General features: G+C 61.9%; 12 protein-coding genes. 3 read left to right on the top strand and 9 right to left on the bottom strand.

All coding sequences use genetic code 11. From position 1 onward, the window contains the following. Positions 1-330: 330 nt before the first annotated feature. Positions 331-741, top strand: a complete 411-nt coding sequence (locus tag BLT00_RS23290; RefSeq protein WP_092149421.1) for an HPF/RaiA family ribosome-associated protein — start codon at positions 331-333, stop codon at positions 739-741. 81 nt (positions 742-822) lie between these two features. Here BLT00_RS23290 and fecA read toward each other — a convergent pair whose 3' ends face one another. The 4 genes from fecA to BLT00_RS23310 form a co-directional block, all read right to left on the bottom strand. Then, positions 823-3,162: a TonB-dependent Fe(3+) dicitrate receptor FecA gene (gene fecA / locus BLT00_RS23295; protein ID WP_092149424.1), complete on the bottom strand. Its 2,340-nt coding sequence runs from the start codon at positions 3,160-3,162 to the stop codon at positions 823-825. Between the two features lie 109 nt (positions 3,163-3,271). After that, complete coding sequence (locus BLT00_RS23300; RefSeq protein ID WP_092149427.1) at positions 3,272-4,231, bottom strand: FecR domain-containing protein; 960 nt, start codon at positions 4,229-4,231, stop codon at positions 3,272-3,274. Then, entirely contained in the window at positions 4,228-4,716 is a 489-nt protein-coding gene (locus BLT00_RS23305; RefSeq protein WP_092149430.1) for a sigma-70 family RNA polymerase sigma factor, read from the bottom strand. Before BLT00_RS23305 ends, BLT00_RS23300 begins: the two co-directional genes overlap by 4 nt. 129 nt (positions 4,717-4,845) lie before the next feature. Further along, positions 4,846-5,721, bottom strand: a complete 876-nt coding sequence (locus BLT00_RS23310; RefSeq protein WP_092149433.1) for a helix-turn-helix domain-containing protein — start codon at positions 5,719-5,721, stop codon at positions 4,846-4,848. A gap of 136 nt (positions 5,722-5,857) precedes the next feature. On the opposite strand from BLT00_RS23310, the gene BLT00_RS23315 reads away from it, so the two are divergent. After that, complete coding sequence (locus BLT00_RS23315) at positions 5,858-6,760, top strand: DMT family transporter (RefSeq protein WP_072344318.1); 903 nt, start codon at positions 5,858-5,860, stop codon at positions 6,758-6,760. A gap of 205 nt (positions 6,761-6,965) precedes the next feature. On the opposite strand, the gene BLT00_RS23320 is transcribed toward BLT00_RS23315, so the two are convergent. The 5 genes from BLT00_RS23320 to norR all read right to left on the bottom strand — a co-directional run bounded on the left by BLT00_RS23320 (position 6,966) and on the right by norR (position 12,040). Beyond that, a complete protein-coding gene (locus BLT00_RS23320) occupies positions 6,966-7,937 on the bottom strand; it encodes a 2-hydroxyacid dehydrogenase (protein WP_092149436.1) in 972 nt (323 codons plus the stop codon). Positions 7,938-8,052: 115 nt separating this feature from the next. Next, complete coding sequence (locus BLT00_RS23325) at positions 8,053-8,802, bottom strand: YkgJ family cysteine cluster protein (RefSeq protein ID WP_092149439.1); 750 nt, start codon at positions 8,800-8,802, stop codon at positions 8,053-8,055. 79 nt (positions 8,803-8,881) lie between these two features. After that, entirely contained in the window at positions 8,882-9,208 is a 327-nt protein-coding gene (locus BLT00_RS23330) for a hypothetical protein (protein ID WP_072344311.1), read from the bottom strand. A 101-nt stretch (positions 9,209-9,309) separates the two neighbouring features. Continuing rightward, complete coding sequence (locus tag BLT00_RS23335; protein ID WP_057451776.1) at positions 9,310-10,212, bottom strand: chemotaxis protein CheV; 903 nt, start codon at positions 10,210-10,212, stop codon at positions 9,310-9,312. Between the two features lie 271 nt (positions 10,213-10,483). Beyond that, on the bottom strand, positions 10,484-12,040 hold the full coding sequence (gene norR, locus BLT00_RS23340; RefSeq protein ID WP_092149442.1) for a nitric oxide reductase transcriptional regulator NorR: 1,557 nt from the start codon (positions 12,038-12,040) through the stop codon (positions 10,484-10,486). Between the two features lie 152 nt (positions 12,041-12,192). Here norR and hmpA point away from each other — a divergent pair, with 152 nt between their 5' ends. Then, the gene (gene hmpA, locus BLT00_RS23345) at positions 12,193-13,374 is read left to right on the top strand and encodes an NO-inducible flavohemoprotein (protein ID WP_092149445.1); all 1,182 of its coding nucleotides are present in this window, start codon (positions 12,193-12,195) and stop codon (positions 13,372-13,374) included. Positions 13,375-13,550 lie beyond the last annotated feature (176 nt).

The raw sequence follows: 13,550 nt of genomic DNA on the forward strand, positions 1-13,550 counted from the left end.
GCATGCCGGAAAAACTGTCGGACAATGATCACGGAGCCTGGGCGCCGAACGCTCTGGAATGCGGCTGTGGTCGCTGCCCGTTTCGGGGCAATAACGCGCGGATGTTCGCTGACGGTGCAGGTGGGGAGGCGATTTACGGTGGGTAGGCAGGGCAGGGGCAACTCCCGACATTAACAGCGCTTTTGCCTGTTGTCTGGCTTTATTTGCGTATGAATATTTATCTTTTTTTAGGGGTTGAATTGTTCTTCCGCCAGCCCGACTCTGTATTCAAGGGGCCGTTGCATCAACGTCGACGGCCCCCGGCGAGCTAGCTGAAATAAGGGATGAACTATGCAAATCCAAGTCAATAGCGATAACCATATTCAAAGCAGCATCCGACTGGAGGAGTGGGTACGTACTACCATCGAAAGCACGCTCGAACGTTATGAAGAGGACCTGACACGGGTTGAGGTTCATTTGCGAGACGAGAACGGCGACAAGCCGGGTCCCCATGACCTGCGTTGCCAGCTTGAAGCACGGCCGAAGGGTCATCAGCCAATTTCCGTGACGCACAAGGCCGAATCGCTGGAACTGGCGATCGAAGGCGCGGCCGCCAAACTTGAAAATGCCCTGGAGCATTTGTTCGGCAAACTGCGCGGCAAGCGCGCCGCCGTTGCGACACCGACCGAATCCGTTGCCTTGGCCGATGCGCTATTGGAAGAAGAATTCCTGGAGAACGAACGGGCCGCCCTCAACGGCTGAGCCCGATCGCTTGAAGTCACTCACCGAACGGGCCTGCAATCGCAGGCCCGTCTTGTTTCAGCGGTTCACCGTAGCCCCGAATCAAAACGCCACGGACGTCTGCACATACACCGTGCGCGGTTCCCCCACGTACTTGCCTCGGTTGTTGTCGTCGAACGAGCGGGTGAAGTATTGGGTATTGAAGATGTTCTTCACGCCCACCGCCACGTTCAGGTCCGACAGTTGCGGGCCGAAATCATAGGCAGCGCGGCTGCTGAACAGCATGTAGCCGGGGATATTGCCGGTACTGCCGTCGGCGCTTTCAGCCCGGGTGTTGGCGTTGTCGGCAAACTGCGCGCTCTGATAGGTGCTGTCCAGGTTCAGCTTCCACGGCCCGTCCGTATAACCCACGCCCAGTGTGCCTTTGTGCTTCGAAGAGAATGGCACGCGGTTGCCTTTGTTCGGTCCGTCTTCACGAATGGTGGCATCGACGAAGGCATACGTGGCATACACGTCGAAACCGGCCAGTGCAGGGCTCAGGCCATCAAGGGCGTAGTTGATGCTGGTTTCGATGCCTTGGTGGCGAGTCTCGCCTCGGGCGATCACCGAATCGTTGGTCTGATTGCTTTCATACTGGTTGTCGAAGTTGATCAGGAACGCGCCGATCTCCGCCCGCAGGTTGCCATCGTCATAGCGGGTGCCAAGCTCCCAGGTGCGGGCCTTTTCCGGTTTCACTTCGCCGCTGCTGACACGGTTGGGCATCTGGCTGTACTGCACACTGCCGAACGAGCCTTCGGTGTTGGCATACAGATTCCACTCATCGGTCAGGTGATACAGCACGTTCAATGCCGGCAAGGCCGTGTTGTAGTCGCCCTTGTACTTCACATTCGTCAGGTTGTTGGTCTGCTGGGATTCGATCATTTCGTAGCGAACACCCGGCGTGATGGTCCATTTTCCGATGTCGATCCGGTCATCGATGAAAAATGCATTGGCCTCGGTGCCCCCGCGCGTATCACGGTCGTTGCGGCTGGAGGTTGTCGGCAATTCGTTGCTGGCGATCGGCGTGCGGTATCGCAGTTCGTGGCCGGCCTCGTTGATGTAGCGATAGCCGATGCCAACCTCGTGGCTGGTCGGGCCGAGGTCGAAACCCTGGGCGAAACGGGTTTCCAGGCCGCGTACCCAATATTCACGGGGTGACAGGGACAGGAAGGTGCCTTGGTCCAGGTAGCCGCTGCGCAAGGTCTTGGTGAAGAACGTGCTGGCGGTGAATTCCCGGCGGTCCTGTTGGTAGCGGTAGCCGACATTGACCAGGGTGCGACGGCCCCAGAAACGGTCGTTCGGACGCGTGGATTGATACGGGTCGGCATCGTAGTCGGCCACATTCAGGCCGCCGGGCATGTCGGCCTCGCCTTCGTAATACTGGGCCATGGCATTGAAACTGTTGGCCTCGTCCAACTGGTAGTTGCCCTTGAGGATCAGGTCATCGATTTGTGTGTCGCTATGTTCGCGCCAGTCGCCGCCGCGGGTGCCGGAATACAGCAGGGCACCGCCCAAGCCGTTGTCGGCGGTGCCGCCGGCCAGCAGATTGGAGGAGGTCTTGAAGCCGTCATGGCTGGAGGACGGGCTCGTCTCGGTCTGCAAGCCCCCTTTTATCGTGGGTGCATCGGGAATCGCCCGCGTCACGAAGTTGACCACGCCGCCGACGTTCTGTGGGCCGTAGCGCACCGCGCCGCCGCCGCGCACGACATCTACCGCGTCCATGTTACCCATGCTGACCGGCGCGAACGATAGCTGCGGTTGGCCGTAAGGTGCGAAAGGCACCGGGATGCCGTCCATCAGCACCGTGGAGCGTGAAGCCAGGCGAGGGTTGAGCCCGCGAATACCGAAGTTCAGCGCCATGTCATGGCTGCCGGTGCCATTGTTTTCCGGTGCATTGACGCCGGGAATGCGATTGAGCACATCCCGCGCCTGCGTCGCACCCTGGCGTTCGAACGTTTCACGGCGGATAACGTCACGGGCGCCGGGGTGTTCGAAGACATTGGCCTGCGCGGCGTCGCCGAGCCAGTCTCCGACCACGGTGGTGGTGCCGATGTCCAGCGCGGTGGTGGAGTCCGGCTGCAGGCTGAAGGCATTATCTCCCTCGGGCCGGGCTTGCAGGCCTGTGCCTTCGAGCAGCGCACTGAGCCCTTGCTCTGGGCTGTAGCTGCCTTCCAGGCCACGACTCTGCAGACCAGCGGTCGTCTGCGAGCCGAAGGAAATCAACACCCCGGCCTCCCGCCCGAACTGATTGAGGGCATTTTCCAGTGACGACGGCGCGATGTGATAGGCCTTGGCATCTGCAGCCTGTACACAAGGCAGTGCGACGAAACTCAAGCTGGCCCCCAGGAGCCATTGACGCACGGTACGGGCGAGCGGGGTGAGGCGGGTAGGTTGCTGCGGCATGGATGAGGATCCCGAGAAGGTTGTATCGAAGTGGCTTTCCTTCTCTGTCACCCGAGTCCGGGAAAACGGCTCACGGTTGCGTGTTTTTTTCTGGCAAGACGATCATGGTTCAAGCGCGAGCCTCGACCGAGACCCAATAGCGAGTAAAGCGGCGTACGTTTACCGGCAGGCTGACCTCCAGCAGATCGAGGATTCGTTCGCTGTTGTCCAGCGGATAAGTTCCGGAGATCAACAGGTTGGCGACCGCCTCGTCGCAGCGCAATTGGCCGCGGCGATACCGGCCGAGTTCGTCGAGAAAGTCCGCCAGGCGCATGTGCGCGGCTATCAGCATGCCTTCCGTCCAGGCACCGCTGTTGGCATCCAGCGCCGTGGCGGGCCCGGCGCCGTTGATGCCAAGGCTCAGTTGCCGTGATGTGCCCAGCAACGACGACGGGCCGTTTCGGCTGCGAATGTCCACCTCGCCGTCAAACACCGCCACTTGGGTGTGTTCCGGATATTCACGTACGTTGAACCGGGCGTTGCGGCTTTCCAGCCGGCCATGGGCGGTCAGTACGTACAGGGGCCTGGGGTCCCGGGCCGCAGTCAACAACAGTTCACCCTCCAGCAGGCGGATCAAGCGACGTTGAGCGTCGAAGCGAACGTCGACCGCGCTGCCGCTGTTGAGCTGCAACTGGCTGCCGTCATCCAGCATCAGGCGACGCCGTTCGCCCACCGGGCTGCGGAAATCGGCCATCAAGGGTGGCAGCCATTGGCGCTCACGCAGGCCCCAGGCCAACGTTGAGCCGGCCCCCAGTACCAGCAACGTCTTGAGTGCCCGCCGCCGCATGGCGGACTTCGGTGCATTGAGGGCCGCATGGGCTAACGCAGGGGATACGCTACGCAGCCGTTGATTGACCCGTTGGATATGTTCCCAGGCGCGGCGATGTTCGCTATGGGCATCGAGCCATTGCTCCCAGGCTTGCTGCTGGCGGGTGTCGAGTGGACCTTGCTGTATTTCCAGGAGCCAGTGCACGGCCTGCTCGGCGACTTGGGCGCTGACGTCAGGTGCGCCATTGATCGACGGGGTCATAAAGCAAAGTAGCAGCGCATCGCTGCCTTGTTCAGATGGCGCTTGACCGTTGCCAGGGAAATCCCCAGTTCACGGGCGATTTCGTTGTAGGTCAGGCCATCGACCTGGGCCAGCAGAAACGCCTGCTTGACCGCTCGCGGCAACCCATCGAGCAGTTGGTCCAGTTCCGTCAGGGTTTGCAGGATGATTGCCCGTTCTTCCTCCGACGGCGCCACCTGCTCCGGCAGTTGGGCGAGGGTGTCGAGGTAGGCGCGCTCCAGGTCCTGGCGGCGGTAATGGTTGAACAGTACGCGCTTGGCAATAGTCGTAAGGAACGCGCGGGGTTCCAGGACAGGCTGCGGATCGCGCGTCGTCAGTACGCGCATGAACGTGTCCTGCGTCAGGTCGGCGGCACTGTCGGGGCAGCCGAGTTTTCTTCGCAACCAGCTGTTGAGCCAACTGTGATGGGCGTTGTAGAGCACTTCGACGGTGTGTGCAGGCGGCAACGAGGAACATCCCGACAGCGCTGAGCTGTGCTAGAGAACAAGAATTGTTCGCATTGTAGGGGCGCGGCAGTGGCTACGGCAATCGGGATCAGTGCCTGGTTGTTTCATTTGACCGGAGCGCGGTGGTGCCTAGCGCAAGAATGCCTGTCGATATTCCCCGGGGCTTGCCCCCAAGGTCTGGCGAAAACGATTGGTGAAGTGGCTGGCGCTGGCAAATCCGCAGGCCAGCGCCACGTCGCCCAGCGGTTGTGAGGTGGTGCGCAGTAAATGCCGCGCGCAGGTCAAGCGTCTGGCCAGCACATATTGATGAGGAGGCAGCCCGAAGCTCTCGCGGAACATCCGCGCGAAGTGGTATTCGGACAACGCACACAACGCCGCCAATTGGCCGAGGCTGATGGTATCGGCCAAGTGGCTGTCGACGTAATCCACCAGCAACCGCCGCTGATGAGCGGCCAGGCCGCCTTTGAGGCGAAGTCCCTGGCGTTGGCCCACCTGGCTGAGCAGCAGGTGATTGAGCAAGTCATGGGCCAGGCTGGTGGTCAGCAGGCGTTCACCGGGTTCGTCCCAGTTCAGCGCGATCAACTGGCGAAAACGCTGTGCCTGTCGCGGGTCGTCGAGGAAGGTCTCTTCGTGCAGTTGCACCTGCCGGGGTTCGCGGTCCAGCAGTGTGACGCAACCAAGGGCAAATTGTTCAGCACTGAAATACAGGTGGGCGAGGCGAATGTCGCCGTTGATGACCCAGGCCGATTCATGCCCGGCCGGCAGGATGCAGAGTTTGTCCGGTGCCCCCGTGGTGTCGGGCCGCTCGCGGCGAAACGTACCGGTGCCGCCAGCGATGTAGCACGACAGCGTATGGTGCGTTGGCGCCTCGTAGTCCCGGGCGTCGTGGTGGTTGCTCCACAAAGCGGCCGCCATGCCGTCCCCGAGCTCGGCGCTGTGCTCCAGGCGAGCATTGGGCGAGCTGTTGAGGGCTTGAAAGACTTGTAGGGTTTGCAGTGTGGACATGATCGGTTCTCCAACGCTTGCATCCTACTCTGTCGGTCGATCCGTGCCAGCCTGTCAGCCGACAAAACCGCAAGTTTACGCAAGCGCCGGGTCAATGGCAGCGGGACACTGAGCGTCATTGTCAGGAGCCGTCACCATGAACCTCTCGTTGTACCTGCTTACCGTGCTCATCTGGGGCACCACCTGGATTGCCCTGAAATTGCAGTTGGGCGTCGTCGCCATTCCCGTGTCGATTGTCTATCGCTTCGGCCTTGCGGCCCTGATCCTGTTTGCGATGCTCTTGCTCAGCCGGCGCTTGCAGGTGATGAATCGGCGCGGTCATTTGATTTGCGTTGCCCAGGGCCTGTGTCTGTTCTGCATTAATTTCATGTGCTTCCTGACCGCCAGCCAGTGGATTCCCAGCGGGTTGGTCGCTGTGGTGTTTTCCACCGCCACGCTCTGGAACGCCCTCAATGCCCGCGTGTTCTTCGGTCAGCGGATTGCCCGTAACGTGCTATTGGGGGGCGCCCTGGGGCTGCTGGGGCTGGCGCTGCTCTTCTGGCCGGAACTGGCCGGCCATAGCGCAAGCCCGCAAACCTTGCTTGGCTTGGCGCTGGCGTTGCTGGGCACCTTGTGTTTCTCGGCAGGCAACATGCTGTCGAGCCTACAGCAGAAGGCGGGCCTCAAGCCGTTGACCACCAACGCCTGGGGCATGGCCTATGGCGCGGCGATGCTGGCGGTGTGGTGTGCGTTCAAAGGCATCCCGTTCGACATGGAATGGAGCACACGCTACATCGGCTCGCTGTTGTACTTGGTGATCCCAGGTTCGGTGATCGGCTTTACGGCCTATCTGACGCTGGTGGGACGCATGGGCCCGGAGCGGGCGGCGTATTGCACCGTGTTGTTCCCGGTGGTGGCGTTGAATGTCTCGGCGTTTGCCGAAGGGTATCAGTGGACCGCGCCGGCGCTGGTCGGGTTGGTCCTGGTGATGCTGGGGAACGTGCTGGTGTTCCGCAAGCCGCGGCCGGTGGCGACGAATGTCGCGCTGGGTGCCCGCTGAGACAGAACGCCTGGCGATAACCCCGTGGCGAGGGAGCTTGCTGTGGCGAGGGGATTTATCCCCGCTGGGCTGCGGAGCAGCCCCAAACCCTGACAGCTCGGTGAGTCAGGTCGACCACATCAGCCGGATCAGGGCTGCTCCGCAGCCCAACGGGGATAAATCCCCTCGCCACGGTGTTTCCCCCAGGGGGGCTTTTGCGGAAAGTTTATTTCCAGACCTGCGGGTTGACCAGGTTCTGCGGTCGCTCGCCCAGCAATGCACTGCGCAGGTTATCCACAGCAAGATCGGCCATGGCGGCACGGGTTTCGTGGGTGGCCGAGCCGATGTGGGGCAGGGTGACGGCGTTTCTCAACTGGAACAGCGGTGATTCGGCCAGCGGTTCTTTCTCGTAGACATCCAGCCCGGCACCGCGGATGCGATTGTTCTGCAGGGCTTCGATCAGCGCCGGTTCATCCACCACAGGGCCCCGGGAAATGTTGACCAGGATGGCACTCGGCTTCATCAGGCCCAGTTCACGCTGACCGATAAGGTGGCGGGTCTTTTCGCTCAACGGTACGACGAGGCAGACGAAGTCCGCTTCGGCCAGCAACTGATCCAATTCGCGAAACTGTGCGCCCAGTTGGTTTTCCAGTTCAGTCTTGCGACTGTTGCCGCTGTAGAGGATTGGCATGTTGAATCCAAGTCGGCCACGCCGGGCAATGGCCGCGCCGATATTGCCCATGCCGACGATACCCAGGGTCTTGCCATGTACATCGCTGCCGAACAGTTGCGGACCGACTGTCGCCTGCCATTGGCCAGCCTTGGTCCAGGCGTCCAGTTCGGCCACGCGCCGGGCGCTGCTCATCAGCAGGGCGAAGGCCAGGTCGGCGGTACTTTCGGTGAGCACGTCGGGGGTGTTGGTGAGCATGATCCCGCGTTCATTGAAGTAGGCCAGGTCATAGTTGTCGTAGCCCACCGACACGCTGGAGACCACTTGTAGGTTCGTGGCGCTCTGCAGTTGCTCGCGGCCGAGCTTGCGACCGACACCGATCAGCCCGTGGACGTGAGGCAAGGCTTCGTTGAACTGCGCGTTGATGTCGCCGTTCGACGGGTTGGGGACGATCACGTCGAAGTCCTGGCGCAGGCGTTCGATCATGGGGGGCGTGATACGGCTGAAGGCAAGTACGGTTTTTTTCATCGTGCAAGGCTCATCTGCAGGGAATACCAAGCACGCTAACATTCCTGGCGCGGGTTAGGCGAGAGGGGAGGGTGTAATCGCAGCGCCGCCAGTCCTCTGGGGGATCTTTACAGACTCAGGCGGCTCGCAGGGAAATGAACGCGTAGGTGACCGGTGCTTCAGTGACCACCCGCGCGCCGCTGGCCGAGACCTGGTTGGCCACATCCTCGCCGGACAGGTGGAACTGCCATTCGCCAGCCGCTTGGTCCAACGGCCGAGAGCGGGCTTGATCGATGGCGGCGGCAAACGCAGCCATGTTCGGCAGGTAGGCCGTGAATCCGTCGCCCTTCAACGCCGTCGTGTGGATACCCAGGGACATGCAGATGCGCTCCTTGATCGCGATTTCCTCACGATCGGCCTGGCGTGAACGCTCGATCAACCGGGCCAGTTCCTGGTCCACCAATTCACCGCCAAGTATCAACTGCGGCCCCGTTCCCCACGACTCCGGTGGGCAATCCTTGGCGGCGGGATTGAGCGGGATGTGTGGGTTGATTTCCATGGGATAGATGCGGCACACCAAGGGTCTGCGCTCATAGATGCGGCACAGGTTTTCGTCGTCCAGATTATGGCAACGACCCACGTTATAAGCGGCGAGCGTGATCGCCACCAGCGCGTCGCTTGTGCCGCTACGGACCACCGCCGAGCGGCGTTCGGCATGCTCGCGTTGCCCTGCCGGCAGGCCGAGGCCATTGGGCAGGAAGGCTTCCACCAGGACAATCACCTGGCCGCCGTCGTCCGCCCACATCCGGGCCTCGTCGAGGGTCAGGGGGACGTGGTGATCGGTGCAGCATTTGCCGCACCCTACACAGGAAAACGTTGTGTTCATTGAGCGCCCGGTCGCAGAAAGCTGGGGACGGCGACAGAAAAACGCCGTGATGGACCGTGCGAAGCAAGTTATGCGCCACTCACCGGTCGGTAGCGGCAGGGTGGATCGAGTCCCACTCGGTCACGTAGGCGGTTTTGGTTTTTTTGCGGTAGAGGCACAACTCGGTGCCGATCGCCCCTTTCATGTGTTCCTGCGGATATTGGCCTTGCAGCAATAGCGCGGTGTAGCCGACCCGGTCGTCGAATTGAGCGGCGCTACCTACCGGCTCAGCGCTCTTCAAGCTGCTGGCCTTGATGCAACTGGCCAGCACGGCTTTATCGTGGGTGGCCCAGGCGTCCGGGCTGGAGGCATGAGCCTGGGAGGCCAGGACGGTGAGACCAAGGAGAATCAACAGACGGATTTTCATCAGGGAGCCTTGTTCCGGGAAGCCAGGACAAGAGTATGCCTGAGGTTGTCGGACGGTGATCGCTCCCGCGCTGGAACGCAGAAGCGAGCAACCGAGATGACTCAGTGACCTTGCTCGGCAACGGCCTTGGCCGCCGTGATCAGGCACTTGGTCAGTTCCGGTGAAGAGAACTTGGTGAGCACGCCGTTGGCACCCGACAGCCGGGCTTTTTCGCTGTTCATGGCACTGTCCAGCGAGGTGTGCAGCAACACGTAGAGGTGGGCGAAGTCAGGCGTTTCGCGCAGGGTCCGGGTGAGGGCATAGCCGTCCATCTCGGACATCTCGATATCGGAGACGATCAGGTTGATCTGTTCGGCCGTGCCTTGCAGGTCCAGCAGGCATTCGATGGCTTCCTTGGCGCTGCGGGCGGTGTGGCATTGCAGGCCCAGGTTGCGCAGGGTGTGTACCGATTGCTGCAGCGCGACCTGGCTGTCATCGACCACCAGGATCCGTGCGTTGCCCAGCACTTCGGCGTCTTCCATGCTCAGTTCGGTCGGCGCGGTTTCGATCTGCGCTGGCGCGATGCCGTGGATGACCTTTTCGATGTCCAGCACCTGCACCAGCGTGCCGTCCACCGAGGTCACGCCGGTGATGAACGAACGCACACCGCCGGAGCCGTAGGGCGGTGGTTTGATGTCGGTGGTCAGGCAATGCACGATCTTGCTCACGGCCTGCACATGCAAACCCTGTTTGGAGCGGCTGACGTCAGTGACGATCAGGCAGCCACCATCCGGGTCTTCCAGCGGTCGCTCGCCAATGGCGCGGCTCAGGTCGATCACCGACAACGATGTCCCGCGCAGGGTGGCGATGCCTTTGACGTGCGGATGCGACTCCGGCAGCTTGGTCAATGGTGGGCAGGGAATGATTTCGCTGACCTTGAGCAGGTTGATTGCCATCAGCTTGCCGCTGCGCAAGGTAAACAGCAGAAGCGAAAGTGAATCTGCGCGGGCTTTGTTGGAAGACATAAAAACCTTCTGTGGAAAAAGGTGGGGCGAGCATGCCGCTCGCCAAAACAGCTTTTGATATTGGGTTATCGACTTGTCGGGGGCAGGCTTTAGGGCGAAAGCTGTCGATAACAGGGGGCGTTGTAACAAGATCCCGGTGGTGAGGCGTTTTTGTGGCGAGGGAGCTTGCTCCCGCTCGAGCGCGCAGCGGTCGCCAAATTCGACCTCCCACCGCGTCTGATGGGAGTGCTTCGCACTCCAGCGGGAGCAAGCTCCCTCGCCACAGAGCCGATCACTTCAGCCCCAACCGCCGGGCCATCCGCCCCAGGTTCGCCCGGTCCAGCCCGAGCTCCCGGGCGGCGCTGGCCCAGTTGTGTTGGTGACGCTCCAGGCAGGCAGCGATCAGCGTGCGCTGGAACTCGTCCACCGCTTCGCGCAAGTCCCCCGTTACGCCCTGCGCGGTCGACGCCGGGCTGATGGACGAAGGAGTGGGGTTGTCCACAGGCGCCTGGGGCAAATCCAGGTCCTGGGCGCTGAGGCTGAGGATTTTCGGGCGCGTCGCGCACCGGCCCAAGGCCTTCAAGGCGCTGCGGCCGATCAGGTGTTCCAGTTCGCGCACATTGCCTGGCCAGTCGTAGGCCAGCAGCGCGGCCTGGGCGTCGCCGGTCAGGCGCAGGCTGCCCAGGCCCATGCGCGAACGGTTGTGCTCCAGGAAAAAACCGCTGAGCAGCAGCACATCACGTCCACGATCGCGCAGCGCCGGCACCTGCAGCGGGTACACACTCAAGCGATGGTAGAAGTCGGCCCGATAACGGCCGTTGCGCACTTCCTCGGCCAAGTCGCGATTGGTGGCCGCGATCAGGCGCACATCGACCCGGTGTTCCCTGTCCGAGCCCAGGCGTTGCAGTTGGCCGCTTTGCAGTACCCGCAACAACTTGGCCTGGACGGCCAGGGACAACTCGCCCACTTCGTCGAGAAACAAGGTGCCGCCGTCGGCCAGTTCGAACTTGCCGCGCCGGTCGTTCGTGGCCCCGGTGAAGGCGCCTCGTACATGGCCGAAGAGTTCACTTTCCACCAGGGTATCGGGCAGGGCGGCGCAATTGAGACTGATGAGTGGCTGCTCGGCACGTTTCGACGCGGCATGGATGGCCTGGGCGACCAGTTCCTTGCCTACGCCGGTTTCGCCGGTGATCAATACCGTCAGGTCGCTGCTGCCCACCAGCGTGATCTCTTCCACCAGGCGTTTGTGGGCCTTGCTCTGGCCGACCATGTCGCGAGGTTGCTGGCCGCTGGCCTGGCGATAGACCTCGGCGCGGCGGTGCTCGTCCTCGGCCTTCAGGGCCAGGCGCTCGATGCGCTCGGCGGCGCTGACCGTGGCGGCGGCGAGGCTGGCGAAGGCTTGCAGGGCACTCAGGTCGATGGGCTCGAAGCGCTCCGGATCCAGCGAATCCAGGGTCAGCAGGCCCCAGGGCCGCTCGTCGACGAACAGCGGGCAGCCCATGCAGTCGTGAACCTCCAGATGCTCGGCGAGCCCTTCAACCAGTCCGTCGTAGGGATCGGGCAGGCCGCTGTCGGCGGCGAAGCGGGTGGGCTGTGGGTTGGCCAGCAGCGCTTCGAAGCGCGGGTGTTCGCTGACCCGGAATCGCCGGCCCAGTGTATCGGTGCTCAGGCCATCCACGGCGAGCGGCACCAGGCAGTCGCCGTCCAGGCGCAACAACGCCGCCGCATCGCAGGGCAGCAGGGTTCGCAAGGTGCCGAGCAGGCGCCGATAACGTTCGCCTTCAGGCAGTTCGCGGGACAGATCGGCCACCAGTGGCAGCAGGGAGGTCAGCAGGGCGGTTGCGGTCATAATGACTCCATGTAGTCTTAACGACTATAAGATGAACCGTGTCGATATGACTACACTGTATGTAACTGACTGATATTCAATAAAAAAATTAATGGCATGGAAACTGATAAGACTTACCTAACTGTTATCGGTCATACGCCAGGAGTCACCTTATGCTCAGTCGAGAAGAACGCGCCATCATTCGTTCCACCGTTCCGTTGCTTGAAAGTGGTGGTGAGGCGCTGATCACTCACTTCTATCGCATGATGCTGTCCGAATACCCGCAGGTACGCCCGTTGTTCAACCAGGCTCACCAGGCCAGTGGCGATCAGCCGCGGGCTTTGGCCAACGGTGTGTTGATGTATGCGCGGCACATTGACCAACTCGATCAATTGGGCGACCTGGTGGCGAAGATCGTCAACAAGCACGTTGCCCTGCAGATCCTGCCGGAACATTACCCGATTGTCGGTTCGTGCCTGCTGCGAGCAATCGCCGAAGTGCTGGGCGCGGAGATCGCCACACCCGAAGTGATTGCGGCGTGGGGCGCAGCCTACAACCAGTTGGCCGATATCTTGATCGGCGCCGAAGCTGGCATGTACGACAAGAAGGCCGAGGCGCCGGGCGGCTGGCGTGGCGAGCGTGAGTTCATCCTGGCGGCCAAGGTCCAGGAAAGCTCGGAGATCACCTCGTTCTACTTCGAACCGGCGGACAAGGGCCCGATCCTGTTGGCCGAGCCGGGCCAGTACATCGGCATGAAGCTCATGCTCGATGGCGAGGAAGTACGCCGCAACTACTCATTGTCAGCCCTGGCGGACAACGGTCAATACCGTATCAGCGTCAAGCGCGAGCCGGGCGGGCGGGTGTCCAACCACCTGCATCATCATTTCGACGTCGGCAGCCGCATCCAGTTGTTCCCGCCGTCCGGGGATTTCTACCTGACTGCCAGCGACAAACCGCTGGTGCTGATCAGTGGCGGCGTCGGCATCACCCCGACCCTGGCCATGTTGCAGGCGGCGCTGCAAACCGAGCGGCCGGTGCATTTCATTCATTGCGCGCGCAACGGCCGTGCCCATGCTTTCCGCGACTGGATCGACGACCTGGCCAAGCGGCATCCGCAGCTCAAGCGCTTCTATTGCTACGACGAAGACGACGGCTTGAGCCCGGTGGCCGACAAGGTTGGGCTGCTGAGCCAGGAACAACTGGCGCAATGGCTGCCGCAGCAACGTGACGTGGACGCCTATTTCCTCGGCCCGAAGGGCTTCATGGGTGCCGTCAAGCGTCACCTCAAGGCCTTGGGCGTGCCGGAGCAGCAGAGCCGTTACGAATTCTTCGGCCCGGCGGCAGCGCTGGAATAAGGTCTCCACGCCCGCCACAGATCCCTTGTGTGAGCGGGCTTGCTCGTGAAGACGGCGGCACATCCAGCATTGATGCAAGCTGACCCATCGCTTTCGCGAGCAAGCCTGCTCGCGATGGCGACGGCAGGTCCATCCTTGTCCAGCTGCCAGAATTAATCCGCACTTAACCTTCTTGC

The sequence above is a fragment of the Pseudomonas sp. NFACC51 genome (assembly GCF_900103575.1).
GTDB lineage: Bacteria > Pseudomonadota > Gammaproteobacteria > Pseudomonadales > Pseudomonadaceae > Aquipseudomonas > Aquipseudomonas fluorescens_Q.

Bases quoted from the DNA above. Each gene is read 5' to 3' on its own strand.
- BLT00_RS23335 (WP_057451776.1), bottom strand. From the start codon at position 10,212: ATGTCTTCCAACAAAGCCCGCGCAGATTCACTTTCGCTTCTGCTGTTT.
- BLT00_RS23330 (WP_072344311.1), bottom strand. From the start codon at position 9,208: ATGAAAATCCGTCTGTTGATTCTCCTTGGTCTCACCGTCCTGGCCTCC.
- BLT00_RS23310 (WP_092149433.1), bottom strand. From the start codon at position 5,721: ATGTCCACACTGCAAACCCTACAAGTCTTTCAAGCCCTCAACAGCTCG.
- fecA (WP_092149424.1), bottom strand. From the start codon at position 3,162: ATGCCGCAGCAACCTACCCGCCTCACCCCGCTCGCCCGTACCGTGCGT.
- BLT00_RS23325 (WP_092149439.1), bottom strand. From the start codon at position 8,802: ATGAACACAACGTTTTCCTGTGTAGGGTGCGGCAAATGCTGCACCGAT.
- norR (WP_092149442.1), bottom strand. From the start codon at position 12,040: ATGACCGCAACCGCCCTGCTGACCTCCCTGCTGCCACTGGTGGCCGAT.
- BLT00_RS23300 (WP_092149427.1), bottom strand. From the start codon at position 4,231: ATGACCCCGTCGATCAATGGCGCACCTGACGTCAGCGCCCAAGTCGCC.
- BLT00_RS23315 (WP_072344318.1), top strand. From the start codon at position 5,858: ATGAACCTCTCGTTGTACCTGCTTACCGTGCTCATCTGGGGCACCACC.
- BLT00_RS23320 (WP_092149436.1), bottom strand. From the start codon at position 7,937: ATGAAAAAAACCGTACTTGCCTTCAGCCGTATCACGCCCCCCATGATC.
- BLT00_RS23290 (WP_092149421.1), top strand. From the start codon at position 331: ATGCAAATCCAAGTCAATAGCGATAACCATATTCAAAGCAGCATCCGA.
- hmpA (WP_092149445.1), top strand. From the start codon at position 12,193: ATGCTCAGTCGAGAAGAACGCGCCATCATTCGTTCCACCGTTCCGTTG.